Annotated in this window: 20 protein-coding genes, 1 other RNA gene and 1 pseudogene; 8 read left to right on the top strand and 14 right to left on the bottom strand. The window is 64.6% G+C overall.

Translation table 11 applies throughout. From position 1 onward, the window contains the following. Positions 1-205 precede the first annotated feature (205 nt). The 3 genes from phaC to B0G62_RS20090 all read right to left on the bottom strand — a co-directional run bounded on the left by phaC (position 206) and on the right by B0G62_RS20090 (position 4,753). A complete protein-coding gene (gene phaC / locus B0G62_RS20100) occupies positions 206-2,173 on the bottom strand; it encodes a class I poly(R)-hydroxyalkanoic acid synthase (protein ID WP_103705961.1) in 1,968 nt (655 codons plus the stop codon). 424 nt (positions 2,174-2,597) lie between these two features. Continuing rightward, positions 2,598-3,461 (bottom strand): peptidoglycan editing factor PgeF, encoded by an 864-nt coding sequence (pgeF, locus tag B0G62_RS20095; RefSeq protein WP_103705960.1) that lies wholly within the window; start codon positions 3,459-3,461, stop codon positions 2,598-2,600. Next, the gene (locus B0G62_RS20090) at positions 3,458-4,753 is read right to left on the bottom strand and encodes an RluA family pseudouridine synthase (RefSeq protein WP_103705959.1); all 1,296 of its coding nucleotides are present in this window, start codon (positions 4,751-4,753) and stop codon (positions 3,458-3,460) included. Before B0G62_RS20090 ends, pgeF begins: the two co-directional genes overlap by 4 nt. A gap of 132 nt (positions 4,754-4,885) precedes the next feature. Between B0G62_RS20090 and B0G62_RS20085 the strand changes: the two genes are divergently transcribed. Beyond that, a complete protein-coding gene (locus tag B0G62_RS20085; RefSeq protein WP_227473409.1) occupies positions 4,886-5,692 on the top strand; it encodes an outer membrane protein assembly factor BamD in 807 nt (268 codons plus the stop codon). A gap of 134 nt (positions 5,693-5,826) precedes the next feature. On the opposite strand, the gene rlmD is transcribed toward B0G62_RS20085, so the two are convergent. Then, on the bottom strand, positions 5,827-7,131 hold the full coding sequence (gene rlmD, locus B0G62_RS20080) for a 23S rRNA (uracil(1939)-C(5))-methyltransferase RlmD (RefSeq protein ID WP_244193316.1): 1,305 nt from the start codon (positions 7,129-7,131) through the stop codon (positions 5,827-5,829). A 435-nt stretch (positions 7,132-7,566) separates the two neighbouring features. On the opposite strand from rlmD, the gene B0G62_RS20075 reads away from it, so the two are divergent. The 3 genes from B0G62_RS20075 to B0G62_RS20065 all read left to right on the top strand — a co-directional run bounded on the left by B0G62_RS20075 (position 7,567) and on the right by B0G62_RS20065 (position 9,207). Then, positions 7,567-7,773: a hypothetical protein gene (locus tag B0G62_RS20075; RefSeq protein ID WP_103705957.1), complete on the top strand. Its 207-nt coding sequence runs from the start codon at positions 7,567-7,569 to the stop codon at positions 7,771-7,773. 154 nt (positions 7,774-7,927) lie between these two features. Then, complete coding sequence (locus tag B0G62_RS20070) at positions 7,928-8,275, top strand: hypothetical protein (protein WP_103705956.1); 348 nt, start codon at positions 7,928-7,930, stop codon at positions 8,273-8,275. A gap of 59 nt (positions 8,276-8,334) precedes the next feature. Then, positions 8,335-9,207 (top strand): endonuclease/exonuclease/phosphatase family protein, encoded by an 873-nt coding sequence (locus B0G62_RS20065; RefSeq protein WP_103705955.1) that lies wholly within the window; start codon positions 8,335-8,337, stop codon positions 9,205-9,207. Between the two features lie 19 nt (positions 9,208-9,226). On the opposite strand, the gene B0G62_RS20060 is transcribed toward B0G62_RS20065, so the two are convergent. Genes B0G62_RS20060 through surE form a run of 5 tightly spaced genes read right to left on the bottom strand, consistent with a single transcriptional unit; the run spans position 9,227 to position 13,925 of the window. After that, complete coding sequence (locus B0G62_RS20060; RefSeq protein WP_103705954.1) at positions 9,227-10,012, bottom strand: 3'-5' exonuclease; 786 nt, start codon at positions 10,010-10,012, stop codon at positions 9,227-9,229. A 42-nt stretch (positions 10,013-10,054) separates the two neighbouring features. Continuing rightward, positions 10,055-11,143, bottom strand: coding sequence for an RNA polymerase sigma factor RpoS (gene rpoS, locus B0G62_RS20055; RefSeq protein WP_103705953.1), 1,089 nt, complete (start codon positions 11,141-11,143; stop codon positions 10,055-10,057). Positions 11,144-11,155: 12 nt separating this feature from the next. Continuing rightward, positions 11,156-12,067: a peptidoglycan DD-metalloendopeptidase family protein gene (locus B0G62_RS20050; protein WP_103705952.1), complete on the bottom strand. Its 912-nt coding sequence runs from the start codon at positions 12,065-12,067 to the stop codon at positions 11,156-11,158. A 5-nt stretch (positions 12,068-12,072) separates the two neighbouring features. Further along, entirely contained in the window at positions 12,073-13,167 is a 1,095-nt protein-coding gene (locus B0G62_RS20045) for a protein-L-isoaspartate(D-aspartate) O-methyltransferase (protein WP_103705951.1), read from the bottom strand. Continuing rightward, complete coding sequence (surE, locus tag B0G62_RS20040; RefSeq protein WP_103705950.1) at positions 13,164-13,925, bottom strand: 5'/3'-nucleotidase SurE; 762 nt, start codon at positions 13,923-13,925, stop codon at positions 13,164-13,166. The genes B0G62_RS20045 and surE overlap by 4 nt, the downstream gene beginning before the upstream one ends. A 239-nt stretch (positions 13,926-14,164) precedes the next feature. Here surE and B0G62_RS20035 point away from each other — a divergent pair, with 239 nt between their 5' ends. After that, complete coding sequence (locus B0G62_RS20035) at positions 14,165-15,136, top strand: NADPH:quinone oxidoreductase family protein (RefSeq protein WP_103705949.1); 972 nt, start codon at positions 14,165-14,167, stop codon at positions 15,134-15,136. 93 nt (positions 15,137-15,229) lie between these two features. Here B0G62_RS20035 and B0G62_RS20030 read toward each other — a convergent pair whose 3' ends face one another. The 5 genes from B0G62_RS20030 to ffs form a co-directional block, all read right to left on the bottom strand. Then, positions 15,230-16,492 (bottom strand): CaiB/BaiF CoA transferase family protein, encoded by a 1,263-nt coding sequence (locus tag B0G62_RS20030; RefSeq protein WP_103705948.1) that lies wholly within the window; start codon positions 16,490-16,492, stop codon positions 15,230-15,232. Between the two features lie 67 nt (positions 16,493-16,559). Next, positions 16,560-17,156, bottom strand: coding sequence for a recombination mediator RecR (recR, locus tag B0G62_RS20025; protein ID WP_103705947.1), 597 nt, complete (start codon positions 17,154-17,156; stop codon positions 16,560-16,562). A 126-nt stretch (positions 17,157-17,282) separates the two neighbouring features. Next, positions 17,283-17,609, bottom strand: coding sequence for a YbaB/EbfC family nucleoid-associated protein (locus B0G62_RS20020; protein WP_103705946.1), 327 nt, complete (start codon positions 17,607-17,609; stop codon positions 17,283-17,285). A 77-nt stretch (positions 17,610-17,686) separates the two neighbouring features. Next, positions 17,687-20,056, bottom strand: a complete 2,370-nt coding sequence (gene dnaX / locus B0G62_RS20015; protein ID WP_103705945.1) for a DNA polymerase III subunit gamma/tau — start codon at positions 20,054-20,056, stop codon at positions 17,687-17,689. A 265-nt stretch (positions 20,057-20,321) separates the two neighbouring features. Next, positions 20,322-20,420, bottom strand: an RNA gene (gene ffs, locus B0G62_RS20010) — signal recognition particle sRNA small type. A gap of 474 nt (positions 20,421-20,894) precedes the next feature. On the opposite strand from ffs, the gene trxA reads away from it, so the two are divergent. The 3 genes and pseudogenes from trxA to B0G62_RS19995 form a co-directional block, all read left to right on the top strand. Then, positions 20,895-21,221 (top strand): thioredoxin TrxA, encoded by a 327-nt coding sequence (gene trxA / locus B0G62_RS20005; protein WP_027797264.1) that lies wholly within the window; start codon positions 20,895-20,897, stop codon positions 21,219-21,221. A 340-nt stretch (positions 21,222-21,561) separates the two neighbouring features. Beyond that, a complete protein-coding gene (rho, locus tag B0G62_RS20000; RefSeq protein ID WP_103705944.1) occupies positions 21,562-22,824 on the top strand; it encodes a transcription termination factor Rho in 1,263 nt (420 codons plus the stop codon). A 164-nt stretch (positions 22,825-22,988) separates the two neighbouring features. After that, a pseudogene (locus B0G62_RS19995) lies at positions 22,989-23,480 on the top strand (MerR family transcriptional regulator); the annotation flags it as partial. Between the last annotated feature and the right edge of the window lie 127 nt (positions 23,481-23,607).

The raw sequence follows: 23,607 nt of genomic DNA, 5'->3' as shown, positions 1-23,607 counted from the left end.
ATCGGGCGCGGCCACCTTCGCCAGCGAGCCACCGAATTTACCCACCGCCGTGCGTGCGGCCGAAACGATCACAATGTCAGTCATTTTCCATTCCTCCGGGCTGCGCGAAGTCGCAAGAGATGCTTGCCCGTCAATGTTAAAAACCCAAAAACCTGTTACGGCATCTGTACTGCTTTCATCAGCGCTTTCATTAGCGCCGGGGCGGTCACTCGCGCTGTTGCACGTAGCGTCCCGGCGCGGGCTCGATCTCGGGGAATTCCGCCGATCCGGCCTGCGCGCGCGGCTTCACCTTCTTGCCGCCAAACTGATCGAGCCATTCGGCCCACACCGGCCACCAGCTGCCCGGCTTTTCCTCGGCTGCGTCGAACCAGTCGTCGGCTTCCTCGGGAAGATGCTTCGCCTCGGCGTCGAAAACCCAGTGGCTACGTTTGTTCTTCGAGGCCGGATTGATCACGCCGGCGATGTGGCCCGACGCGCCCAGCACGAACTTCAGCGGCCCGGACAGCAGCGGTACCGACGCGTACGCCGTGCGCCACGGCACGATATGGTCCTCGCGCGAGCCGTAGATGAACGTGGGCACGTCGATGCGCGAAAGATCGACCTCTTCTCCGCACACGGTCAGCGCGCCCGGCTCGCGCAGCTTGTTCTCGAGATAGGTATTGCGCAGATACCACGCGTACATCGGGCCCGGCAGGCTCGTGGAGTCGCTGTTCCAGTAGAGCAGATCGAACGCCGCGGGCGTGCGGCCCTTGAGGTAGTTGTCGACGACGTAGTTCCAGACCAGATCGTTCGGCCGCAGGAACGAGAACGTGTTGGCGAACTCCATGCCGCGCATCAAGCCCGGCGTGCCGCCATTCTTGCCGCCGATGGTCTGCTCGCGCATCTGCACGTGGGCCTCGTCGACGAACACGTCGAGTACGCCCGTATCGGAAAAATCGAGCATCGCCGTGAGCAGCGTCATCGCCGAAACCGGATGCTCGCCGCGCGCCGCCGCGACGGCCAGCGCCGTGGCGAGCAACGTGCCGCCCACGCAGAAGCCGAGTGCGTTGATCTGTTCGCGCCCGCTGATGCTGCGCGTGGTGTCGATCGCACGCAGCACGCCATCTTCGACGTAGTCGTCCCAGGATTTATCGACAATCGACGCATCGCCGTTATGCCAGGAGACGAGGAACACCTGCTGGCCCTGCTCCAGCGCGTACGCGACGAGCGAGTTCTCGGGCTGCAGGTCGAGGATGTAGTACTTGTTGATGCAGGGCGGCACGATCAGGAGCGGCCGCTCGCGCACGGTGGCCGTGCGCGGCTTGTACTGGATCAACTGGAAGAGTTCGTTCTCGAACACCACCGAGCCTTCCGTGGTCGCGAGATTGCGGCCCACCACGAAACGCGATTCATCGGTCTGCGAGATCTTGCCGCGCGACAGGTCGCCGAGCAGATTCATGACGCCCTGGCGCAGGCTTTCGCCATGGCTTTCGAGCAAGGCGTTCTGCGCGTCGGGGTTCAGTGCGAGGAAATTGCTGGGGGAAGCGGCCGCCGTCCACTGCTGCACGGCGAAACGGATGCGTTCGCGTGTTTTCGCATCGGTGTCGATGGCGTCGACCATCTCGTGCAGATAACGCGCGTTGAGCAGATACCAGGCCGCCGTGAAGGCATAAGCCGGCGTGGCTCGCCACGCATCCGAATGGAAGCGCCGATCCTTGAGCTCGGGCGCTTTGGGCTGCGCAGCCGAGGCTTCACGCAGCAGTTCCATCGCGTCGCGCGAGTATTCGGACTGAAGATGCTGGAGCCGGGTCGGCTCGATCGTGGCCGAAGGCAGCTTGAACGCCTCGAAGGCGCCGAGGTTACCGAAATTGCCGAACTGCCCCAGCGCCGACTGCATCGCGGCGGGATTCATGGCAGCGGCAAATGCTGCTTGAGCGGCTTGAGCAGGATTGCCAGCGCCGTTCACGGCACCGGCGACGCCGGGCCACAAAGCGCCAGGCTGCCCGATCGCCCCCCACTGCTGCGCGCCCGATTGCTGCGCGGCGCTCATGGCGTTGCGCCAGGCCTGCGTCCAGGCGTCGAGCATTTGCTGCATGCCGGCGGCGTCCGGCGTGAAATTCGGAATGAAAGACTGCGCACCGTCGTTTGAAGCGCCCGTACCGGGATGAGTCGTGGAACGTTGAGATGCCGTCATGCCTGCTTTTGACCGATGTGTCCCGAAGGACTGGTTGAGAGGCAGGTGGAACGCTCAAGGCGCGCCACTGTCTTGCGCCCGGTGCGTCCTGTCCCGTAGGTGAGGGACATTCTTGCTCCCCACTGCAAAGCGTGTCAATGCTTGTGCCCGATTTTGCCGCACTGCGATATTTTTTTTATTATCGTTTTCCCGATGCGCTCACGCGTACGCTCGCGCAGCGCACGCGCAGGATTCGCGCGACGAGAAAAAACCGCCGTGCGCGCAAGCGCTTGCAGTGCAATGAGGAATGTGCGGAACCGATTCGTGACGCATGGAAAGCCGTGCCTTGCAAGCAACTGTGCAGTGCAGCAAAAAACCGGCAAACAGCAGGCGTGAGGGCGTGTGCCCCGCAGCGAAAAAGCTGCGGGGTTCAACTTGGGCTGACTCAGACTTCGAGCCAGATAAGCGCGGCCATGCGGCCCGTCACGGGCTCGCGTCGATAGGAATAAAAGCGCTCGCGATCGGTGAAGGTACACATGCCGCCGCCGCTGATTCGCGTGATGCCGAGTTCGCCCAGACGCAGACGCGCAAGCGCGCCCAGATCGGCGAAATACTTGCCCGGCGCTTCGGCGCGCGGCGCGAAGGCAGCGTCAGTAGCCGCCGTGGCGATGCGTTGTGGACCGTCGACAGCGACCGCATGAGTCATGAATGCGTCACGCACGTCTGCCCCCACTTCGAACGCCGTCGGCCCGATGGCCGGTCCGAGCCAGGCATGCAGCTCGCTCGTGGCGCAACCCGCAAGCTCCGCCACGCGCCGCGCCGTTTTTTCGATGACGCCCGCAGCCAGGCCACGCCAGCCCGCGTGCGCCGCGCCGACCGCCCGGCCCGCGCCGTCACAGAGCAGAACGGGCATGCAGTCGGCGACCATCACCGTGCAGGCGATGCCGGGCCGGTGGGTCACGCACGCATCGGCTTCGAGCGGCGCGCCGGCGCGCGCGGCTTCCAGCGCCGCGGTGGCATCGACCACGACCGGGCCGTGGACCTGCTTGAGCCAGGCCGCGGGCACGCCCGCGTACGTCAGCAGGCGGGCGCGGTTGGCCTCGACGTGTTCGAGATCGTCACCCGACATGCGGCCCAGGTTCAGCCCGCCCGGCAAGTCCACGCCCTGCCCTGCGCCAGCCTGCCAGCGCCCGAACGGCGGCGCGCTCACGCCACCGTTACGCGTCGTCACGATGGCGCGCACGCGAGGCGCGACATCCCATTCCGGGTGCAGCAGATCGGCGGAAGTCAGTTCCGGGCAGGTCGTCATGCGGGCTTGTCCCCGTCGTGATCGTCGTGATCGTGGTCTTCGCCCTCGTCCTCGTCGTCCGCGTAATCCTCTACGTTGCTGCCGATCACGTAGCCTTCGTCCGTGTAGGCGCTGTCGAACATCTCGTCGAAGGCGCTGCTGTCCTCGTTGTCCTCGCCGCCGAAACCGAGCGCTTCGATCAGCGCGTCCATATCGTCGGGGACTTCGGCGCGCCACTGCATCGCGCGGCCCGTCACCGGATGAATCAGGCCGAGGCGATACGCGTGCAGCGCCTGGCGCGCGAAATCGCCGGGCAGCGCCGCCACCGAGCGCTTGCCGCGCGCATGACCGTAGACCGGATCGCCCAGCAGCGGATGACGGATATGCGCGCAATGCACGCGGATCTGGTGCGTGCGGCCGGTTTCGAGATCGCAGTGAATCGCGCTGATCGGCTGCTGGTGCCAGATCGTCTTGTCGATGCGACGGTAATGCGTGCGCGCCGGTTTGCCCGACGCGCCGCTCACGACCGCCATGCGGACACGATCGCGCGGATCGCGGCCGATCGGCGCGTCGATCGTGCCTTCGTCGGGCATGTTGCCCCACACCAGCGCGAGATAGCGGCGCTTGACCGTGCGCGCCTGCAACTGACGCACGAGATCGGTCTGCGCTTCGAGCGTGCGCGCCACCACCATCAGGCCGGAAGTTTCCTTGTCGAGCCGGTGCACGATGCCCGCGCGCGGCAGGCCGGCGGCCGCTTCGCCGTAGCGGTGCAGCAACCCGTTGAGGATCGTGCCGCTCCAGTTGCCGGCGGCCGGATGCACCACCATGCCGGCGGGCTTGTTGATGACGAGGATGGCGTCGTCTTCGTAGACGATGTCGAGCGGCACGGGCTCGGGCGTAAACGCCAGTTGCTCGGGCAGCAGATCGGGCACGAGTTCGATCACGGCGCCTAGCGGCACGGGCTGGCGCACCTTGGCCGGTTTGCCGTCCACGTGCACGCGCTGCGCTTCGATCCAGCCCTGCAAGCGGTTACGGGAGAATTCGGGGAAAACTCTGGCGAGCACCTTGTCGAGACGCTCGCCCGCAAGCTCGTCGGGCACTTCGGCGCGGCGCGCCTCCTGATCTTCGCGCGCGACGCGGGTGCGCGACAGACCTGAAACAGGCGTCGAATCGCTAACGGATTCGCCTTCGATCAGGTCGTCGTCAAGCGCCTCATCGGCTGCTCCGGCATCGGGCACATCGCCCAGGCTATAATCGCTGATGCTGTTTTGGGCGCCGGGAGCGCCGGCCCCCGGAATAACTGAACGGGTCATTGAGTCTGGGTCACCTGTGGACCTGAAGCTGGACTGGGATAAATGCGAGCCTTGAACACGAACACGAAACTGGCCAAAAATGCAGCGGCCCGAAACGCACTGCGCGCGACGCACATGCAAACGCTCGGCAAGATGGGCAACGTCTTTCGCATTGCCGCCTGCGGCGCCGCGCTCACCGTAGTGGCTGCCTGCCACGGCCTGCCGGAAAAGACCGACGAAACGGCAACGTGGAACAACAACAAATTATATACGGAGGCTCAGGACGCGCTCTCCGGCGGCGATTGGGGCAAGTGCGCGAAATACTTCGAACAGCTCGAAGGCCGCGATCCGTTCGGCCATTTCGCACAGCAGGCGCAGATCAACGTGGCCTACTGCGACTGGAAGGATAACGAGAACGACGCCGCCGATCAGGCCATCAACCGCTTCATCCAGCTGCACCCGGATCACCCGGACATCGCCTACGCGTACTACCTCAAGGGCATGATCCACTTCAACGACGATCTGGGTCTGTTCGGCCGCTTCTCGGGCCAGGACATGAGCGAGCGCGATCCGAAGTCGCTGCGCGAGTCCTACGACGCCTTCAAGGTCGTGGTCGACAAGTCGCCGCAGAGCAAGTACGCGCCGGACGCCGCGCAGCGCATGCGTTACATCGTCAACGCGCTGGCTTCGCACGAAGTACACGCCGCCGACTACTACTATCGTCGCGGCGCCTATGTGGCGGCGATCAACCGCGCGCAGCTCGCGATCACCGAATACAAGAGCGCGCCGGCGATCGAAGACGCACTGCACATCATGATCCTGTCGTACCAGAAGCTGGAGCAGCCCCAGCTCGCCGAGGACACCCGCCGCGTGCTGGCCGCGACCTTCCCGGACAGCCCGTACATCACGGGTCACGCACGCCCCGGCAAGGAGCAGAAGTCCTGGTGGCAGATCTGGTGATGGCCGCCTGAGCGCGATTCGAGTTCGATTTGAATTCGACCAGACGCGCCATGCACTCAAAAGCAAAAAGCCACGGCATTTCGTCCGTGGCTTTTTTTTCGCGCCGGCGTCGCCGCCGACGCGCCTGGTCGTGCTTAATCGCGCTCGAACAGCGCGATCGATTCGACGTGCGAGGTATGCGGGAACATGTTGACCACGCCCGCGCCCTTGAGACGATAGCCAGCTTCGTTGACGAGCACGCCGGCGTCGCGCGCGAGCGTCCCCGGGCTGCACGACACGTACACGATACGCTTCGGCAGCGGGCCATTGCCGCTTTGCGCGATTTCGGCCAGCGCCTGCGACACGGCAAGCGCCCCTTCGCGCGGCGGGTCGATCAGGTACTTGTCGAAATGGCCAAGCGCGCGGATGTCGTCCGCCGTAACTTCGAACAGATTGCGGCACGCGAACGACGTGTGGCCGTCCACGCCGTTGGCGCGCGCGTTTTCGAGCGCGCGCGTCGTCAGTTGCTCGCTGCCTTCGATCCCCACCACTTCGCGCGACAGGCGCGCGAGCGGCAGCGTGAAGTTGCCGATGCCGCAGAACAGATCGAGCACGCGGTCGCCCTGCTCGGGCGCGAGCAGTCGCAGCGCACGGCCCACGAGCACACGGTTGATCTGGTGATTGACCTGGGTGAAGTCGGTCGGCTTGAACGGCATGCGGATGTCGAATTCCGGCAGCGTGTAGTCGAGCGGCTTGTCGAGCGGATAGAACGGGAACACCGTCTCCGGCCCCTTCGGCTGAAGCCAGAACTGGACGTTGTGCTCGTCGGCGAACGCACGCAGCAGATCCTCGTCGGCGGCGGTCAGCGGCTCAAGAATGCGCAACACCAGCGCCGTGACGCTCGCGCCCACGGCCAGCTCGATCTGCGGCATGCGGTCGCTGATCGACAATGCGCCGACCAGATGGCGCAGCGGCACCAGCATCGCCGAAACATGCTGCGGCAGCACCTCGCAGCTCGTCATGTCGGCCACGTAGCTGCTCTTGCGTTCGTGGAAGCCCACCAGCACGCCGCCCTTCTTCGGCACGTTGCGCACCGTCAGGCGCGCGCGATAGCGGTAACCCCAGGACGGACCGTGGATCGGCCGGAACATCGTTTCCGCGCGAATCTTCGAAAGGTGCTTGAGATTGTCTTCGAGCACGCGCTGTTTGACGGCGATCTGGGCGCGCACGTCCAGATGCTGCATCGAGCAGCCGCCGCATTTGCCGAAGAAGGCACACTGCGGCTTCGTGCGGATCGCGCTCTCGCGCAGCACGTCCACGACTTCGGCCTGCTCGAACGTCGGTTTCTTGCGATAGCTCAGATAGGTGACGCGTTCGCCGGGCAACGCGCCCTCGACGAAGATCACCTTGCCTGGCTCGCCCGTTTCGGTGACAGTACGGCCAACGCCACGCGCCTCCATGTCGAGGGATTCGATTTCCAGAATCGGGGCATTAGCAACCGAGGCCTCGACGGCGGTGCGCTTCTCATTGCGGCGCTCGCGCTTGCTGCGCTTTTTCGAGGGCGTAGGCAGTGCCGCAGCGGTTTCGGCGCGGCCGGCATCGGCGCGGTCGGCTTCGGCGCGGCCAGCTTCGGCTTGGGGGTCGGGGGCGGCTTGGGACACCAGCGGATTCCTGACAGACAGTGGGGTGGATTTTTTAGGCGAAGGCGAGATTGTAGTCGATTCGGCGCGCGCCTCCTCAAGCACGCTTCAGAACCAGGCGAGCGCGCTCGCCCCATTCATGTTCGCAATCGCATCGCCCCGCTTTCAGAAAAGTCCGATCTACTCTGACGACGTCCGTCAGTACGATGTTTCTCGCGACGTGCCCTGTAAGGCCGCCGCCAAGGACCCGACATCATGGACACGCTTTTTTCCGCTACCGGCTTTGTGATCGTACTCGGCGCGCTGTGCGTTGCCGTCGTCTTTCTGGCGCCGCTGCTCGAAACGTTACCGCGCGAGCGCGCCGCCCGGCGCCAGTCGTATATCGTCGCTGCCGCACTGATCGGCAGCCCGATATTGATGATCGGACTTCTTTACCTCGTCGTGCGCCTGATCTTCGATTGAGCGTCGCAGCGCGCCCATCGGCGGCCTCACGACGTTTCGCGACGTTTTGAGACGTTTCGGATTCCCTGGCAGCACGCTTTTGGGAATAGTCCGATACGCATCGTCGAGCCACGCGCGTACAGGTAAGCCCTTCATCACGATTCCGAGAAACAGCATGAACAAAGTGGTTTGCGTGGCGCTCTTCGCCGCCTTTGGCCTGAGCGCCTGTGTGTCGTCGCCCACTCCGGCCCCGGAAGTGACCATGTCGATGGTCAAACACGGCATGTCGCAAAACGACGTCATCGCCCGCGTCGGACCGCCCGACCGCATGCGCGGCGAAAACGGCAACGAGTGCTACCAGTATGCGCTCGGCAAATACGGCGATGTGCCTTTCGCCGTGTACTTCCGGTATCAGACTGTCGTGGCCAGCGAACGTGGCTCCTGTAATCTTGCAGTGACGCGCGCGGCAGCCGGTCCGGGCATCGCTTACCAGGCTTCGGATTACGCGGTACAACGCCGCTGACGCCTTCCCGAGGCAGGCGTTGGCCGTGCGCGACTCGAAGTCACGTGAGGCTCACGGCCATGAAACTCGTCAGCTGGAACGTTCAATGGGGGCGCGACGCCGCAGGTCGGGTGGATCTCGCGCGCACCGTGCACGAAGCGCAGCGCCTCGCCGATTTCGACGTGCTGTGTCTGCAGGAAATCACGCGCGGTTTTCACGCGCTGCCAGGCGGCCCCAGCGACGATCAGTTTGCCGAACTTGCCGCACTGCTGCCCGGTTTCACCGTGATAGAAGCCATCGGCGCCGATCTGGGGGCCGATCCCGCTGCAGCACGCGACGGGAAACCCGCGAGGCGCCGGCAGTTCGGCAACGCGCTGGCCACGCGCCTGCCCGTCGCGCAGGTCTTCCGCCATCTTTTGCCCTGGCCCGCCGACCCGGCCGCGCCTTCAATGCAGCGTGTGGCGCTCGAAGCGGTGCTCGACGCGCCGGGCGGCGCGCTGCGCGTGCTCGTGACGCATCTGGAGTTTTATTCGGAACGGCAAAGGCTTGCGCAGGTGGAGGCGCTGCGTCGCTATCAGCAGGAAGCCGCCGCGCATGCGGCGCAACCCGCGCCCGCCGAAAACGACGAGGGCCCGTTCGCGCGCACGGCGCGGCCGGTCAGCGCGATCGTCTGCGGAGATTTCAACAGCGCCTGGGGCAGCGCCGCCTATGCGCGTATGCTCGATCCGCTGACGGGCAGCCCCGCCTTCATCGACGCCTGGACAACGCTGCATCCCGGCGCGACACCGCCGCCCACAGCGGGCGTCTATGACACCGCGCAATGGTCGGACGGACCGCTGACCTGCGATTTCGTCTTCGTGACCGAGGACCTGCGCGCCCGGCTCGCGCGCTGCGAAATCGACGGCGCGACGCAGGCGTCCGATCACCAGCCGATCGTGCTCGAACTCAGCTAGCCGCCACGCGAAACCGCGTTTATTCCGCGTCGCCAAACGCCTTCAGATATTCGGCCCAATGCGGCGCCGATTCGCCCGCGAGCGTCTGCTTCACGAAGGTGATTTCGTCGTCGTACTCTCGCTCGGAAAAACCACCACGCATCATCTGGAAGCGGCAGTAAAGCAGGTACGTGTTGACCACGTCGGTTTCGCAGTAATTGCGGATTTCCTCGATGCGGCCCTGCTGGAACGCCGTCCACACCTGGCCGCCGTCCATGCCGAGCTTGCCGGGAAAGCCGCACAGCTTCGCGAGCGCGTCGAGCGGCGCGTTGGCGCGCGCCTGGTACATCGCCAGCAGATCCATCAGGTCGGTGTGACGCGAGTGATAGCGGCTGATGTAGTTGTTCCACTTGAACTCGCGATCTTCCTCGCCCAGTTCCCAGTAGCGCACCGCGCGGATGCCATGCACGAGCGCGCGATAGTGCAGCACCGGCAGGTCGAAGCCGCCACCGTTCCACGACACGAGCTGCGGCGTGTACTTTTCGATGGTGCGATAGAACGAGTCGATCAGCTTCGCCTCGCCGTCGCCGGGCGTGCCGAGCGAGCGCACGCGAAAGCCCTGGCCATCGCGGAACACACAGGAAATCGCGGCGATGCGTTGCAGATGATGCGGCAGGAAATCGCTGCCGGTCTTCTCGCGGCGCGCGGCAAACGCGTGCTCGGCCACTTCGGCGTCGGTGAGCGAGGCGGGCAGATCTTCGAGACGGCGAATGCCGTCGACATCGGGAATGGTCTCGATGTCGAATACGAGTACGGGTGCAGTCATTCAGATGAACGCCGGGTTGGCGTTGAAAAAAGCGGCGTATTTTTACAGAACGGCGTCCTTGCGCACGCCGTTCGAGGCGAAAAAGCGCTTGAGGCGCACCAGCGCTTCCTGCTGGATTTGCCGCACGCGCTCGCGGGTGAGGCCCATTTCGTCGGCCAGCTCTTCGAGCGTGGCAGGCTCGATATGGTTCAGGCCAAAACGCCGTTCGATGACATGGCGATGCTTGTCCGACAGCCGCCCCAGCCAGGCACGCGTGAGCGTTTCCAGCTCGCGGTGCTGCACTTCGGCATCGGGCGACTGGCTCTGATCGTCCGACAGCAGATCGAGCAGGCTGCTTGCCGGGTCGAGATCGAGGGGCGCATCCAGCGAGGCGGTATGTTCGTTGAGCGCGAGGATGTCGGTGACTTCCTCGGTGGTCTTGCCCGTGAGATAGGCGATGTCGTCGATGCTCGCGTCGCGGCGCTCGGACGCCGCATTGGCGTTCAGCGAATTTTTCTCCAGATGGCGCTTGGCGCGCAGCACCTGGTTGAGTTCGCGGATCACGTGCACCGGCAGGCGCACCGTGCGCGCCTGGTTCATGATCGCGCGCTCGATGCTCTGACGGATCCACCAGGTAGCGTAGGTCGAAAAACGGAAGCCGCGCGTGGGATCGAACTTCTCGATCGCGTGCATCAGGCCGAGATTGCCCTCTTCGATCAGGTCGAGCAGCGGCACGCCGCGATTCAGATAGCCCTTGGCGATCGAAACGACGAGGCGCAAATTGCGCTCGATCATCACCTGGCGCGCCTCGAACTCCCCGGCCTTGGCCAGACGCGAGTAGCGCTGCTCTTCCTCGACGGTGAGCAGCGGCTTCACGCTGATCCGGTTCAGATAATGCTGGATGGTGTCGGCCGTGAGCTCGGCCTGCAGGATGGAGCGGAAATCGTCCGCGTCGGATGGCGCTTCCTGGGCTTCCGCGCCATCGCGCTCGCCGCCGTCTTCCGAGCCGCTGTCCCGCTCCTCGCGGTCATCCTGCTCGCGCGCGCCATCGAGGTCCTCCTCTTCGGCGCGCACAGCGCCATCGTCCACCGAAACCTGGGCGGCTTGACTGTCAGACTCGGATTGCTGCAGACGGCGCTTCGATTTCGGCATGGTCGGCTCGCTTTATTGCGGCGGCAAGTACTTCAGTGGGTCGACGGGCTTGCCCTGACGGCGTACTTCGAAATGCAGCATCACGCGGTCCGAGTCAGTATTGCCCATTTCGGCGATTTTCTGGCCCTTGGTGACCGCATCTCCCTCTTTTACCATCAAAGCTCGATTATGTGCGTACGCAGTCAAGAACGTCGCGTCATGCTTGATGATAATGAGATTGCCGTAACCGCGCAGCCCATTTCCGGCATAAACCACACGACCGTCGCCTGCGGCCCTGACGGGGTCGCCAGGCGCCCCGCCAATATTGACACCCTTGTTGCGGGTGTCGTCGAAGCCATTGAGCAGCGGTCCGCGTACCGGCCACGCCAGCGAGATATTGCCGGCGGGCGCGGCGCTCATGTCACTGCCGCTGGTCTGCGGCGGCACGCTCGCCGACGGCGCGGAAGTCGCGTTCGCGCCCGAACCGATCATCGGCGGCATGGCTGCGCCCGGCTGCGCGCCAGGCTGAGCGCCCGCCGATGCGTAACCCGGCACCGGCGCGGTGACGACGCCCGGCGTGTAGGCAGCGGCGTTGCCGGCACCCGGCGGCACGACGCGCAACAGCTGATCCACTTCGATCTGGTTCGGATTGGCGAGGTTGTTCCACGTCGCGATGTCGCGGTAATTCTGGCCGTTTTCGAGCGCAATCCTATAGAGAGTATCGCCCGGCTTCACCCGGTAATATCCCGGAGGCGGCGGCCCGAGCGGCACCGGCGGCTGTGCGCCGGCCATGCCGGACGCCGAGGTGCGGTCCACGACGGGCGCGTTGTCGAGACGCGTCGCGCAAGCCGTCAGCAGACAGAGCGCGATGACCGAAGCACTGCGTTGGGCCGTGGTCAAATCGATATTCAGGCGTTTTCTTTGCATCGCGCGCAACATACTCATCGGTTTCAGATCACTCCGGATTTTAAAGGGACAAAGAAAACGCGATCAAGCCTCGACTCCCGCCACTGCGCGGGACCCGTGCGCTCCACCAGTGTGAGCACCTGGGTCGCTTCGTCCTGCTCCGCGACCGGCGCCACGAGCCGTCCGCCGATGGCGAGTTGCTCGAGCAGCGCCTGCGGCACGTCGAAGCCGGCGGCAGCGATCACGATCGCATCGAACGGCGCCGCCGACGGCATACCGAGCCGTCCGTCGCCATAGTGCAAGCGGATGTTCGGGATGCGCAGCGGCCGCAGGTTCGTCTTTGCGCGCTCGTATAACGGCTTGATGCGTTCAATCGAATACACATCGCGTGCAATCCGGCTCAGCACCGCGGCCTGATAGCCGCAGCCCGTGCCGATTTCAAGCACGCGTTCCAGTTCACGGCCCGCGCCCGCGAGTTCCAGCATGCGGGCGACCACCGACGGCTTCGAGATGGTCTGGTGATGGCCGATCGGCAACGCCGCATCTTCGTAGGCCTGGGCCGCGAGGCCAGGATCGACGAACATGTGGCGCGGCACGGCCGCGAGCGCCTGAAGCACGCGCGGATCGGTCACACCGTTGGCACGCAGGCGTTCGACCATGCGTTCGCGAACCCGTTCCGAAGTCAGCGCGAGTGCACCGTTCAGGGCGACGCCCGGCGCACCCGTACCAGGCGTCACGCCGGGACGCGGCACAGTGACCGGGCGCGTCTGCGCGTTCCTTGCGCCCGCAGGGAGCGGCTTCGTCGCGGCCGGCGAAAACGTTTGAGCGGCACGGCCGGGAAGATCGGCGCGGGGCGAAGCGGACTTGCGCGCGGGCGACGCGGCGGTATGCGGCACGCCTGGCGCTTTCGCGGCTTTCACAGCATGCGCATTGGCCGTCGAGCCGATCGCGGACGATCGCGCGCCGGGCGACTGAGCATTTGCCGTGCCCTTGACTGCGACCTTTACCGCGACTTTCGCAACGGGCTTGGCCGAAGGCGTCGCGCGCGCCTCGCCGGGGCGCGCGTCGTCGCGCCGACGCGGCTCCCGAACGAGATCCGCGAGGCCGAGCGGAAAACGCTTGGTACGCTCGCCCGTCATGAAGCGCTGCCGCCCTGGCGCACCCATTCGTGCGTCGCCGGCAACATCTGCGTGTGTGTCAGATCGAGTTGCAGCGGCGTGATCGACACCTGGCCGTTCGACACCGCATGGAAATCCGTGCCCTCGCTCGCGTCGCGCGCGCTGCCCGAGGGGCCGATCCAGTAAATCGGCTCCCCGCGCGGATTGGTCTGGCGGATCACCGGCTGCGAAGGATGACGCTTGCCGAGTCGCGTGACGCGCCACTCGCCCATCTGCCCGTAAGGCAGGTTCGGGATGTTGACGTTCAGCAGCGGATTGCCCGGCAGCGGGTTGGCGAGGTAATGCGCGACGATGTCGGCGGCCACGCGCGCGGCGTCGTCGAGGTGCACCCAGTCCTTATCGACGAGCGAGAACGCGATGGCCGGCACGCCGAACATGATGCCTTCGGTGGCCGCGGCGACCGTACCCGAGTACAGCGTGTCCTCGCCCATGTTCTGGCCGTTGTTGATACCGGACACCACGAGATCGGGCCGATGGTCGAGCATGCCCGTCAGCGCGATATGCACCGAGTCCGTGGGCGTGCCGTTGACGTAGTAGAAACCGGTGCTCGCCGAACGCAGCACCGAAAGCGGGCGCGATAGCGTGAGCGAGTTCGATGCGGCGCTACAGTTCTGTTCGGGCGCCATCACCGTGATCTCGCCAAGCGGCTTGAGCGCTTCGTAGAGCGCGGCGAGGCCGGGCGCGAGATAGCCGTCGTCGTTGCTGAGTAGTATTCGCATCAGCCGATTGTAACCGAGGAAAGAAGGCAGACGAACGACAGGCAGAGTGCCCTCCTACGGCTTATGACGACGCACTTTACGACGGTATGCACGGCACATTCCTACATTCTTTCGGAGCACACCGGGAAGGTCGCCGCCCTCACGAAAATAAACGCACGATCGTTCGCATTGCGTCGGATTGCCGTACACTGTGATGCTCAAGCCGGATCCATGACTGACGTAAAACGACAGGAGACACGATGCGCGCAATTCGCTGCAACCAGTACGGCCCGCCCGACACGCTCACGCTCGAAGATCTGCCCGATCTCGTACCCGGCCCCGGCCAGGTCGTGATTGATGTGAAAGCCGCCGCCGTGAATTTCCCGGACGTCCTCATCATCGAGAACAAGTATCAGGTCAAGCCGCAACTGCCCTTCACGCCAGGCGCCGAAGTCGCGGGCATCGTGCGCGCCGCGGGCGCAGGCGTGAAGCTCGCGCCGGGCGCGCGCGTCGTGGCCTATGTGGGCAACGGCGGATTCGCCGAGCAGGCGATCGCCGACGCGTCGGCCTGTGTGCCGCTGCCCGATGCCGCCGATTTCGCGACGGCCGCCGCCTTCACGCTGGCCTACGGCACCTCGCATCACGCCGTAGTCGATCGCGCGCAACTCAAGGCTGGCGAAACGATGCTGGTGCTCGGCGCGGCGGGCGGCGTGGGTCTGGCCGCCGTGGAAATCGGCAAGGTGCTGGGCGCACGCGTGATCGCCGCGGCGTCGAGCGATGAAAAGCTCGACGTATGCCGCCGCTTCGGCGCCGACGACACCATCAACTACAGCACCGAGGATTTGCGCGAGCGCATCAAGGCCCTCACCGACGGCAAAGGTCCCGACGTGATCTACGACCCGGTCGGCGGCATCTACGCGGAGCCGGCGTTTCGCAGCATCGGCTGGCGCGGCCGCTATCTCGTGGTCGGTTTTGCGAACGGCGAGATTCCCAAGCTGCCGCTGAACCTCGCGCTGCTCAAGGGCGCGAGCCTCGTCGGCGTGTTCTGGGGCGACTACGCGCGCCGCGAGCCGCAGAACAATGCAGCGGCGTTCGCGCAGATGGTCGGCTGGATCGGCGAAGGCAAGCTCAAGCCTTATGTCTCGAAGCGCTACAAGCTCGCCGATACGGCACAGGCGTTCAAGGACATGGCCTCGCGCAAGGTGACGGGCAAGATCATCATCGAGCCTTGAACGGCGCTTCCTGAATCAGCAGGACAGAATGAAAAAGGCTCGCCCGTTTCCGGCGAGCCTTTTTCTTGTGCTGCGTTTGTTGATTTCGTGGCGCTAGACGATCTGTTGCGCGCGCAATGAGGCAATCCGATTCGCGTCATAACCGAGCGATTGCAGGACCTCGTCGGTATGTTCGCCGAGTTCCGGGCCGAGCCAGCGCGTGTCGCCGGGCGTCGCCGAAAGCTTGGGCGTGACACCCGGCAACGCGATGTCGATCCCCTCTCCGTCCGCATCGCCCGGCTTCTGCCAGCGGAACTGCTGGATCATCTGACGAGCGGCGAACTGCGGATCGGTGAACATGTCCGCCGCGCTGTAGATGCGGCCTGCGGGCACGTCGGCGGCGTTGAGCACATCGAGCGCTTCGTCGATGGTGCGCGTGGCGAGCCACGCGGCGATCGCGCCGTCGATTTCCACGGTGCGCGGCACGCGGCCGTCGTTATGCGCCAGCGCCGGATCATTGGCGAGATCGGCGCGATCGATCGCCGTCATCAGGCGTTTGAAAATGGGATCGCTATTGCCGCCGATCACGATGCTGCCATCGCGGCACGCATAGGTGTTGGACGGCACGATGCCGGGCAGCGACGCGCCGGTGCGCTCGCGCACCATGCCGTAGACGCCGTACTCGGGCACCACGCTTTCCATCATGTTGAACACGGCTTCGTAGAGCGCCACGTCGACGATCTGGCCGCTGCCGCCGTTCATGTTGCGATGATGGAGCGCCATCATCGCGCCGATCACACCATGCAGCGCCGCGATCGAATCGCCGATCGAAATGCCGATGCGCGGCGGCGGCAGTTCCGGATAGCCGGTGATGTGGCGCAGGCCGCCCATCGACTCGGCGATCGCACCGAATCCGGGGCGGTCGCGATACGGGCCGCTCTGGCCGTAGCCCGAAAGCCGCACCATCACCAGACCGGGATTGTCCTTCGAGAGCACGTCATAGCCCAGCCCGAGCTTTTCGAGCAGACCGGGCCGGAAATTCTCGATGACGATGTCGGCTTCCTTCGCCAGACGCCGCACGATTTCCTTGCCCTCTTCGGCCTTCAGATTGACCGTCACCGACTTCTTGTTGCGCGCCTGCACCGCCCACCAGAGCGAGGTGCCGCCCGCTTCGGGCCAGAGCTTGCGCCACTTGCGCAGCGGATCACCGCCCTTCGGATCTTCGATCTTGATGACCTCGGCGCCGAATTCGCCGAGAAAACGCGCCGCGAACGGGCCCGCGATCAGCGTGCCGAGTTCGAGCACTTTCACGCCCGCAAGCGGACCGGCCGCTTTCGTGGCAGCGGAGGCGGATTCGTCGGATCGGTCTGCGCTCATGGGTCTCCTGAACTGTTCCTGGTGTTTCTGCTTCTTGTGTCGGGCGCGTTGCACACGCGCCGTCGCCTTACATCGAGCGCCGGTCGAGCATGGCGCGCGCGATGGTGCCCGCATCGACGTATTCCAGCTCCCCGCCCACCGGCACGCCGCGCGCGAGGCGCGTGACGGCGAGACCGCGCGCCTTGAGCGCCTGGCCGAGGTAGTGGGCCGTGGCCTCGCCTTCGTTGGTGAAGTTGGTCGCGAGCACGACTTCCTTGACGACGCCGTCCGAGGCGCGTTTCACGAGCCGGTCGAAATGAATCTCTTTGGGGCCGATGCCGTCGAGCGGGCTCAGATGCCCCATCAGCACAAAATACAGGCCGCGCCAGGTCATGGTCTGTTCGAGCATGATCTGGTCGGCGGGCGTCTCGACGACGCAGAGCAGCGTGGGATCGCGCTCCTCATCGAGACATGTTTCGCAGACCTGAGCTTCGGTGAAGGTGTTGCACTTCTCGCAGTGCTTCAGGTGATCGGTCGCGAACAGCAACGCCTGGCCGAGCTTTTCGGCGCCGTCGCGATCGTGCTGCATCAGGTGATAGGCCATGCGCTGCGCCGACTTCGGCCCGACGCCAGGCAATACGCGCAGCGCCTCGACGAGCGCCGCGAGAGCAGAAGGTTGTTTCATGCGAATTCAGCGTGGTGAAGCGAAAAAACGTGCGCAGCGAACAGGCAAAGACAACGCGCGCGGCGGTCTTGCGAACCGTCGCGCGCGAGGCGCCGCATAGCGTTCAGGCCGTGCGGCGCGCGGGCCTTAGAACGGCATCTTGAAGCCCGGCGGAATCGGCAGACCGGCGGTCATGCCGCTCATCTTTTCCTGCGACGTGGCTTCGGCCTTGCGCACGGCGTCGTTGAACGCGGCGGCGACGAGGTCTTCCAGCATGTCCTTGTCGTCGGCGAGCAGGCTCGGATCGATCGAGACACGGCGCACGTCGTTACGGCACGTCATCGTGACCTTGACGAGACCGGCGCCAGCCTGACCCTCGACTTCGATCTGGGCGAGCTGTTCCTGCGCCTTCTTCATGTTTTCCTGCATCTGCTGGGCTTGCTTCATGAGCCCGGCGATTTGGCCTTTCAACATTTCATTGCTCCTTCTGGATCATGGTGATTCAGGTGTGTCACTCGCGCGCACGGCACCGAAGCGCCGTGCGGCGCAATTCAATGGGCGGCCTGAGCGCCGCCCGGCGCGGCTTCGGGCACGATCGGCCGGATCGAACCGGGCACGATGCTCGCGCCGAAGTCGCGAATCAGTTGCTGCACGAAAGGATCGGCGCCGATGTCGCGCTCGGCGTCGCGCTGGCGCTCGGCGCGCACGGCGGCGTCGAGCGCCGCCGCCGTGCGGCGCGCCGGCCCCACCGTCACATCGAGTTCGACCGTCTTGCCAAGGCTGTCGGCCAACGCCGCCTTGAGCTTCGCGACCTGCGAGGCTTCCGCGTACTGCGGCACCGGCACGCTCAGCTTCAGCACGCCATTGTCGAGCGCGGTGAGTTCGCTGTTGAAGGCGAGCTGGTACGAAATGCCCTTGAGCGGCAGCGTCGCGGCAAGCGCGGGCCAGTCGCCCGTGAAGCCGATGGCGTCGAGCGGGATGCCCGGCGGCAGCTTGCTCACGTCGACCACGGCCCCCGATGCGCCGGCAGACACTGCTGCGCGCGGCGCGGCGGGCTCGTTATCGTAGGACGGCGCGAAGCCGTCATCGGGCGACGAGAAATAAGCATCGTCGGCACCGAGCGGCACGTAATCGTCCGGCGGAATGTCGTCCCACGGCGGCGCGCCCGACGCATCCTGCGAGGCGCTGGCCTGACGCGCGGGCTGGCGCGCCTGCGCCTGCTGCGCGGCAGCGGCGCGGCGTGCGGGGTCGGGCGTCGGCACTTTCACTTCCATGCGCGGCGCGGCGGGCTTCTGCGCGGCAGGCGTGGCGGGCGCTGTGGCCGCACCGCGGGCGCCACGCTCCGGAGAAGTCCGCAGGCCCTTGTTGCGCAGGACGTCGAGCGCAGCGCTTGCACCGCCGCCGGGGCGTCCCGCAGGCGCTGCTGCGGGTTCGGCAGCCGTTTCTGACGGCGTGGGCGTGGGCGCAGATTCGGGTTGCGCAGCGGGAGCAGGCGCAACAACGACCGGAGCCGGCGCAGCTGCTTCGATTTTCGCTTCGCTCGCGGCAGGTGCGGTGTCGTCTTCCCAAGGCGGAACGATGCGCGGTTGCGGCGCGCTCGCAGGTTGTTCGACGGCTTTTTCAGCGACAACCGTAACGGGTGGCGCGGCGTCGACCTTGACCGCTTGCACGTCCGATTGCACTTCTACGCGCGGCGCGGCAACAGGCACAACGGCCTTCGGAGCAACAGCACGCTCAACCGGCGCGGCGCTCGCAGCCGAAGTGGCCACCGCCGCGCGAGCCGCACCCGCTACTGCGGGCTTTGACACAGGCGCGCTGCCCACGCTACCCGCGCCAACCGACGGCTCGAACGCCAGCATACGCAGCAGCGTCATGGTGAAGCCCGCGTATTCGTCGGGCGCGAGACCCAGTTCGCTGCGTCCGAGCGTGGCGATCTGATAGAAAAGCTGCACCTGCTCAGGACTCAGCGCCTCGGCGAAACGGCGCAGATCGTCGGCTTCCGGCCACTCGTCGAGCACCGACGCCGGCGCAAACTGCGCCCATGCAATGCGATGGAACAGGCTCGCGAGATCCTGCAGCGCGGTGGAGAACGACAGGCTGCGCAGCGCCATTTCATCGGCGATCGCCAGCACCTGCGCGCCGTCGCCCGCGAGCAGCGCGTCGATCAGGCGGATCAGATAACTCTGGTCGAGCGCGCCCAGCATCCCGCGCACGGCCTCTTCCGTCACCTGATTGGCCGAATAGGCGATCGCCTGGTCGGTCAACGAAAGCGCGTCGCGCATCGAGCCGTCGGCCGCGCGTGCGAGCAGACGCAGCGCCTGCTGCTCGAATTCGACCTTTTCTTCGCCGAGAATATGCGTGAGATGCTCGACGATATTGCCAGCCGGCATCTGCTTCAGATTGAACTGCAGACAGCGCGACAGAACCGTGACCGGAATCTTCTGCGGATCGGTCGTCGCGAGGATGAACTTGACGTGCGGCGGCGGCTCTTCCAGCGTCTTCAGCATCGCGTTGAAGGCGTGATTCGTGAGCATGTGCACTTCGTCGATCATATAGACCTTGAAGCGGGCATCCACCGGTGCATAGACGGCGCGCTCAAGCAGCGCGGCCATTTCGTCCACGCCGCGATTGCTCGCCGCGTCCATTTCTACGTAATCGACGAAACGTCCCTCGTCGATTTCCCGGCACGCGCGACACACACCGCAGGGCTTCGACGTCACGCCCGTCTCGCAATTAAGCGCCTTGGCGAAGATGCGCGAGAGCGTCGTCTTGCCCACGCCGCGCGTGCCCGTGAAGAGATACGCGTGATGGAGACGGCCGCCGTCGAGCGCATGCGTGAGCGCGCGCACCACGTGCTCCTGTCCGACGAGCGAAGCGAAATCCTTCGGCCGCCACTTGCGTGCGAGAACTTGATAGGTCATCCGGAAATTGTATCAGCAACGCCCGCGCACTCCGATGAATCGGAAGGCGGGCCGCGCCTTGCGTACGGGGCGTGTCGGGCCATGGGTGCGGCCTGCGCGCGGCACGTCGCGAAGACGCGGAATCGACAGACGGGATCAATAGAATCCCAGGCGAAAGCGCACAGGTGCTGCACGCGACATCACGGCGCACGCACTGCGGATCACTTTGGGAGAAAAGCGGGAAAAACCAGAGAGGAACAACAGAAAAACAGCAGAAAAAATTGAAGGTGACGAGCCTGACCCTCGGCACTGGCGGAAAACGGCTGTGGCTGCTTCGTTCCCGACCTGACCAGGTTGACCGCCCCTCCATGCGAGGAGGCCCGTCACGTCGCATTCTAACACTGGATGGGCTGTCTTGAGAATGCCGCACTGCAAAACTCTTCGAATCCGCGAAATATCGCCTTTTCCGCAACGATGCGCGGGCCGGCGCGACCAGACCTTGCAAACCTACGCCGCAGCACCATATCAACACCATGCAACACCATGCAATGCATGCGGGCGCACATATCCGCATGAGTAACCCACCCCGGCGGCACGAAATTCGCGCACGATCGGCATGACGGACAGACACGAATGCGCCGCGAAAAAAGCATGAAACCCTGCTGGCGCCATGCGTACTATCACCGTCGGCAACGCATAGGGATTTAGGCTAAACTGGCGGCGACCTTTGTCAGGGAAGCCCTGACGAGTGGATCCGGAGCCGTCCGGCGCAGGCCGGGCATCCCCGGAACTATTTTGAGTTTTGGTGTATCGTGGCGAGCAATTCAATCAGCCTCGATCCGAAAGAGGTAATTAGACAATGAGCGAACAAATCAAGCACATCAGCGACGCATCGTTCGAACAGGACGTCGTGAAATCCGATAAGCCCGTGCTGCTGGACTTCTGGGCCGAATGGTGCGGCCCCTGCAAGATGATCGCGCCGATTCTCGACGAAGTCGCGAAGGACTACGGCGATCGCCTGCAAATCGCGAAGATCAACGTCGACGAGCATCAATCGACGCCTGTGAAGTTCGGCGTTCGCGGTATCCCGACGCTGATCCTCTTCAAGAACGGCGCCGTTGCGGCACAAAAGGTCGGCGCGCTCTCGAAGTCGCAACTGACCGCGTTCCTGGACAGCCACCTGTAAAAAGGCGCCGCGCCGCTAGCATGCAATCTGTGCCCGGCCGGGCGACGATCCTGCCCGGCCACATCCGATTCAAATAACGAATACAGGATGCGCACGAAAGCAGCACAAAGCAGCGGCGCACACGCTAGAATGCCTGGGTGTGCATGTTGTCCACCGACAACACGCGCCCGAAAAACATGCCGAAACATGCCGTTGGGCTCCCCTGACGGGTTTTGGCGTGTGCTATGCTAGAATTCATAAAGCGTCTACCCGGCGCCCTTATACAAGTCCTTGAGCGGTTCCGCTCGCTTCTTTTCCCCCTGACTTCTTTTCGTCGCATCCTCCCCGACGGGTTCTCCGTATGCATCTTTCCGAGCTCAAGTCTCAGCACGTGTCTGAATTGATCGAGATGGCCAATGGCCTCGAGATCGAAAATGCGAACCGCCTGCGCAAGCAGGAACTCATGTTCGCGATTCTCAAAAAGCGCGCCAAGACGGGCGAAACGATCTTCGGTGACGGCACGCTCGAAGTGCTCCCCGACGGCTTCGGCTTCTTGCGCTCGCCGGAAACCTCGTATCTCGCCAGCACGGACGATATCTATATCAGCCCGTCGCAGATCCGCCGCTTCAACCTGCACACCGGCGACACGATCGAAGGTGAAGTGCGCACGCCGAAGGACGGCGAACGCTACTTCGCGCTCGTGAAGGTCGACAAGGTCAACGGCCAGGCGCCGGAGGCCTCGAAGCACAAGATCATGTTCGAGAATCTCACGCCGCTGCACCCGAACAAGGTGCTGCTGCTCGAGCGTGAGATGCGTGGCGAAGAAAACGTCACGGGCCGCATCATCGACATGATCGCGCCGATCGGCAAGGGTCAGCGCGGCCTGCTGGTCGCCTCGCCCAAGTCCGGCAAGACCGTGATGCTTCAGCACATCGCGCACGCCATCAAGCAGAATCACCCCGACGTGGTCCTGTTCGTGCTGCTGATCGACGAGCGTCCTGAAGAAGTGACCGAAATGCAGCGCTCGGTGGCGGGCGAAGTGATCGCCTCGACCTTCGACGAACCGGCTGCCCGTCACGTCCAGGTCGCCGAAATGGTGATCGAGAAGGCCAAGCGCCTCGTCGAAATGAAGCACGACGTCGTGATTCTGCTCGACTCGATCACGCGTCTCGCGCGCGCCTACAACACGGTCGTGCCGGCTTCGGGCAAGGTGCTGACCGGCGGTGTGGACGCCAACGCGCTGCAACGTCCGAAGCGCTTCTTCGGTGCGGCACGTAACATCGAAGAAGGCGGCTCGCTCACCATCATCGGCACGGCGCTGATCGAAACCGGCAGCCGCATGGACGACGTGATCTACGAAGAGTTCAAGGGCACCGGCAACATGGAAGTGCACCTCGAACGCCGCCTCGCGGAAAAGCGCGTCTATCCGTCGATCAACCTGAACAAGTCGGGCACGCGTCGCGAAGAACTGTTGATCAAGCCGGACATCCTTCAGAAGATCTGGGTGCTGCGCAAGTTCATCCACGACATGGATGAAGTCGAAGCAATGGAATTCCTGCTCGACAAGATTCGCCAGACGAAGAACAACTCCGAGTTCTTCGACATGATGCGTCGCGGCGGCTAAAGCCCTGCTCCGCTAGCCTCATCGATGTATCCCGAACGCCCGCTTTCGCGGGCGTTTTTGTTTTTCCCGATCAAACCCTGTGCGCCTCAACATGAACGTGAACGTTCACGTTGATCTATAATCGGGCCGATGCTTCCTCTGCCGGATCAGCCGGCTATCCATCGATGCCCAGCCATTCTCCCGCACTGCTGACAGTGCGCGACGCCGCCGCACGGCTTGGCGTCACGCCCCGCACGCTCAAGTATTACGAGGAACGCGGCCTCGTCACGCCCACGCGCAGCGAGGGCCGCTACCGCCTTTACGACGAACGCGATCTTGAGCAGTTCGCCCGCATTCTGCGGCTGCGCGCCATCGGTTTTTCACTGCACGGCATCACCGAAATGCTCAAACGCCCGCTGGAAACAGTGGGCGATGGACGCCGGCGCTATTCGCAGGAATCGCTGCAACAGATCGCCGACGCGCTCGAACAGCAGATTGGGACGCTCGATACCCGCATCGCGGACGTGCGCCGCGAACTCAAGGAAGCGCAGACCGTGCGCGCCGAACTCGCGCACGATCTCGACTATCTGAAACGCCGCCTCGCGGGCGAGCCGTCGGAAACGCTGATCGACGAACGTCTAGCCGCAGCGCGACGGCGCAAGCAGGCCGCGCAGGCGCACGACAATCTCGCGCAGACGGACACCGGACGCACGGCGTCCGTCAACACGCAAAGCGGCAATCACGCGCGCGGCAAGTCCGGCGCCGCCCGCAAGACCAGGCCGGCGCAAAAGCGCAATGGCGACG

Source organism: Paraburkholderia eburnea, from assembly GCF_002917095.1.
GTDB classification, from domain to species: domain Bacteria; phylum Pseudomonadota; class Gammaproteobacteria; order Burkholderiales; family Burkholderiaceae; genus Paraburkholderia; species Paraburkholderia eburnea.
This window is presented reverse-complemented; position numbering and strand designations above follow the sequence as displayed.

What these genes read in the sequence shown, in the direction of transcription:
- phaC (WP_103705961.1), bottom strand. Translation starts at nt 2,173, where the DNA reads ATGACGGCATCTCAACGTTCCACGACTCATCCCGGTACGGGCGCTTCA.
- pgeF (WP_103705960.1), bottom strand. Translation starts at nt 3,461, where the DNA reads ATGACGACCTGCCCGGAACTGACTTCCGCCGATCTGCTGCACCCGGAA.
- B0G62_RS20090 (WP_103705959.1), bottom strand. Translation starts at nt 4,753, where the DNA reads ATGACCCGTTCAGTTATTCCGGGGGCCGGCGCTCCCGGCGCCCAAAAC.
- B0G62_RS20085 (WP_227473409.1), top strand. Translation starts at nt 4,886, where the DNA reads ATGGGCAACGTCTTTCGCATTGCCGCCTGCGGCGCCGCGCTCACCGTA.
- rlmD (WP_244193316.1), bottom strand. Translation starts at nt 7,131, where the DNA reads ATGGAGGCGCGTGGCGTTGGCCGTACTGTCACCGAAACGGGCGAGCCA.
- B0G62_RS20075 (WP_103705957.1), top strand. Translation starts at nt 7,567, where the DNA reads ATGGACACGCTTTTTTCCGCTACCGGCTTTGTGATCGTACTCGGCGCG.
- B0G62_RS20070 (WP_103705956.1), top strand. Translation starts at nt 7,928, where the DNA reads ATGAACAAAGTGGTTTGCGTGGCGCTCTTCGCCGCCTTTGGCCTGAGC.
- B0G62_RS20065 (WP_103705955.1), top strand. Translation starts at nt 8,335, where the DNA reads ATGAAACTCGTCAGCTGGAACGTTCAATGGGGGCGCGACGCCGCAGGT.
- B0G62_RS20060 (WP_103705954.1), bottom strand. Translation starts at nt 10,012, where the DNA reads ATGACTGCACCCGTACTCGTATTCGACATCGAGACCATTCCCGATGTC.
- rpoS (WP_103705953.1), bottom strand. Translation starts at nt 11,143, where the DNA reads ATGCCGAAATCGAAGCGCCGTCTGCAGCAATCCGAGTCTGACAGTCAA.
- B0G62_RS20050 (WP_103705952.1), bottom strand. Translation starts at nt 12,067, where the DNA reads ATGAGTATGTTGCGCGCGATGCAAAGAAAACGCCTGAATATCGATTTG.
- B0G62_RS20045 (WP_103705951.1), bottom strand. Translation starts at nt 13,167, where the DNA reads ATGACGGGCGAGCGTACCAAGCGTTTTCCGCTCGGCCTCGCGGATCTC.
- surE (WP_103705950.1), bottom strand. Translation starts at nt 13,925, where the DNA reads ATGCGAATACTACTCAGCAACGACGACGGCTATCTCGCGCCCGGCCTC.
- B0G62_RS20035 (WP_103705949.1), top strand. Translation starts at nt 14,165, where the DNA reads ATGCGCGCAATTCGCTGCAACCAGTACGGCCCGCCCGACACGCTCACG.
- B0G62_RS20030 (WP_103705948.1), bottom strand. Translation starts at nt 16,492, where the DNA reads ATGAGCGCAGACCGATCCGACGAATCCGCCTCCGCTGCCACGAAAGCG.
- recR (WP_103705947.1), bottom strand. Translation starts at nt 17,156, where the DNA reads ATGAAACAACCTTCTGCTCTCGCGGCGCTCGTCGAGGCGCTGCGCGTA.
- B0G62_RS20020 (WP_103705946.1), bottom strand. Translation starts at nt 17,609, where the DNA reads ATGTTGAAAGGCCAAATCGCCGGGCTCATGAAGCAAGCCCAGCAGATG.
- dnaX (WP_103705945.1), bottom strand. Translation starts at nt 20,056, where the DNA reads ATGACCTATCAAGTTCTCGCACGCAAGTGGCGGCCGAAGGATTTCGCT.
- trxA (WP_027797264.1), top strand. Translation starts at nt 20,895, where the DNA reads ATGAGCGAACAAATCAAGCACATCAGCGACGCATCGTTCGAACAGGAC.
- rho (WP_103705944.1), top strand. Translation starts at nt 21,562, where the DNA reads ATGCATCTTTCCGAGCTCAAGTCTCAGCACGTGTCTGAATTGATCGAG.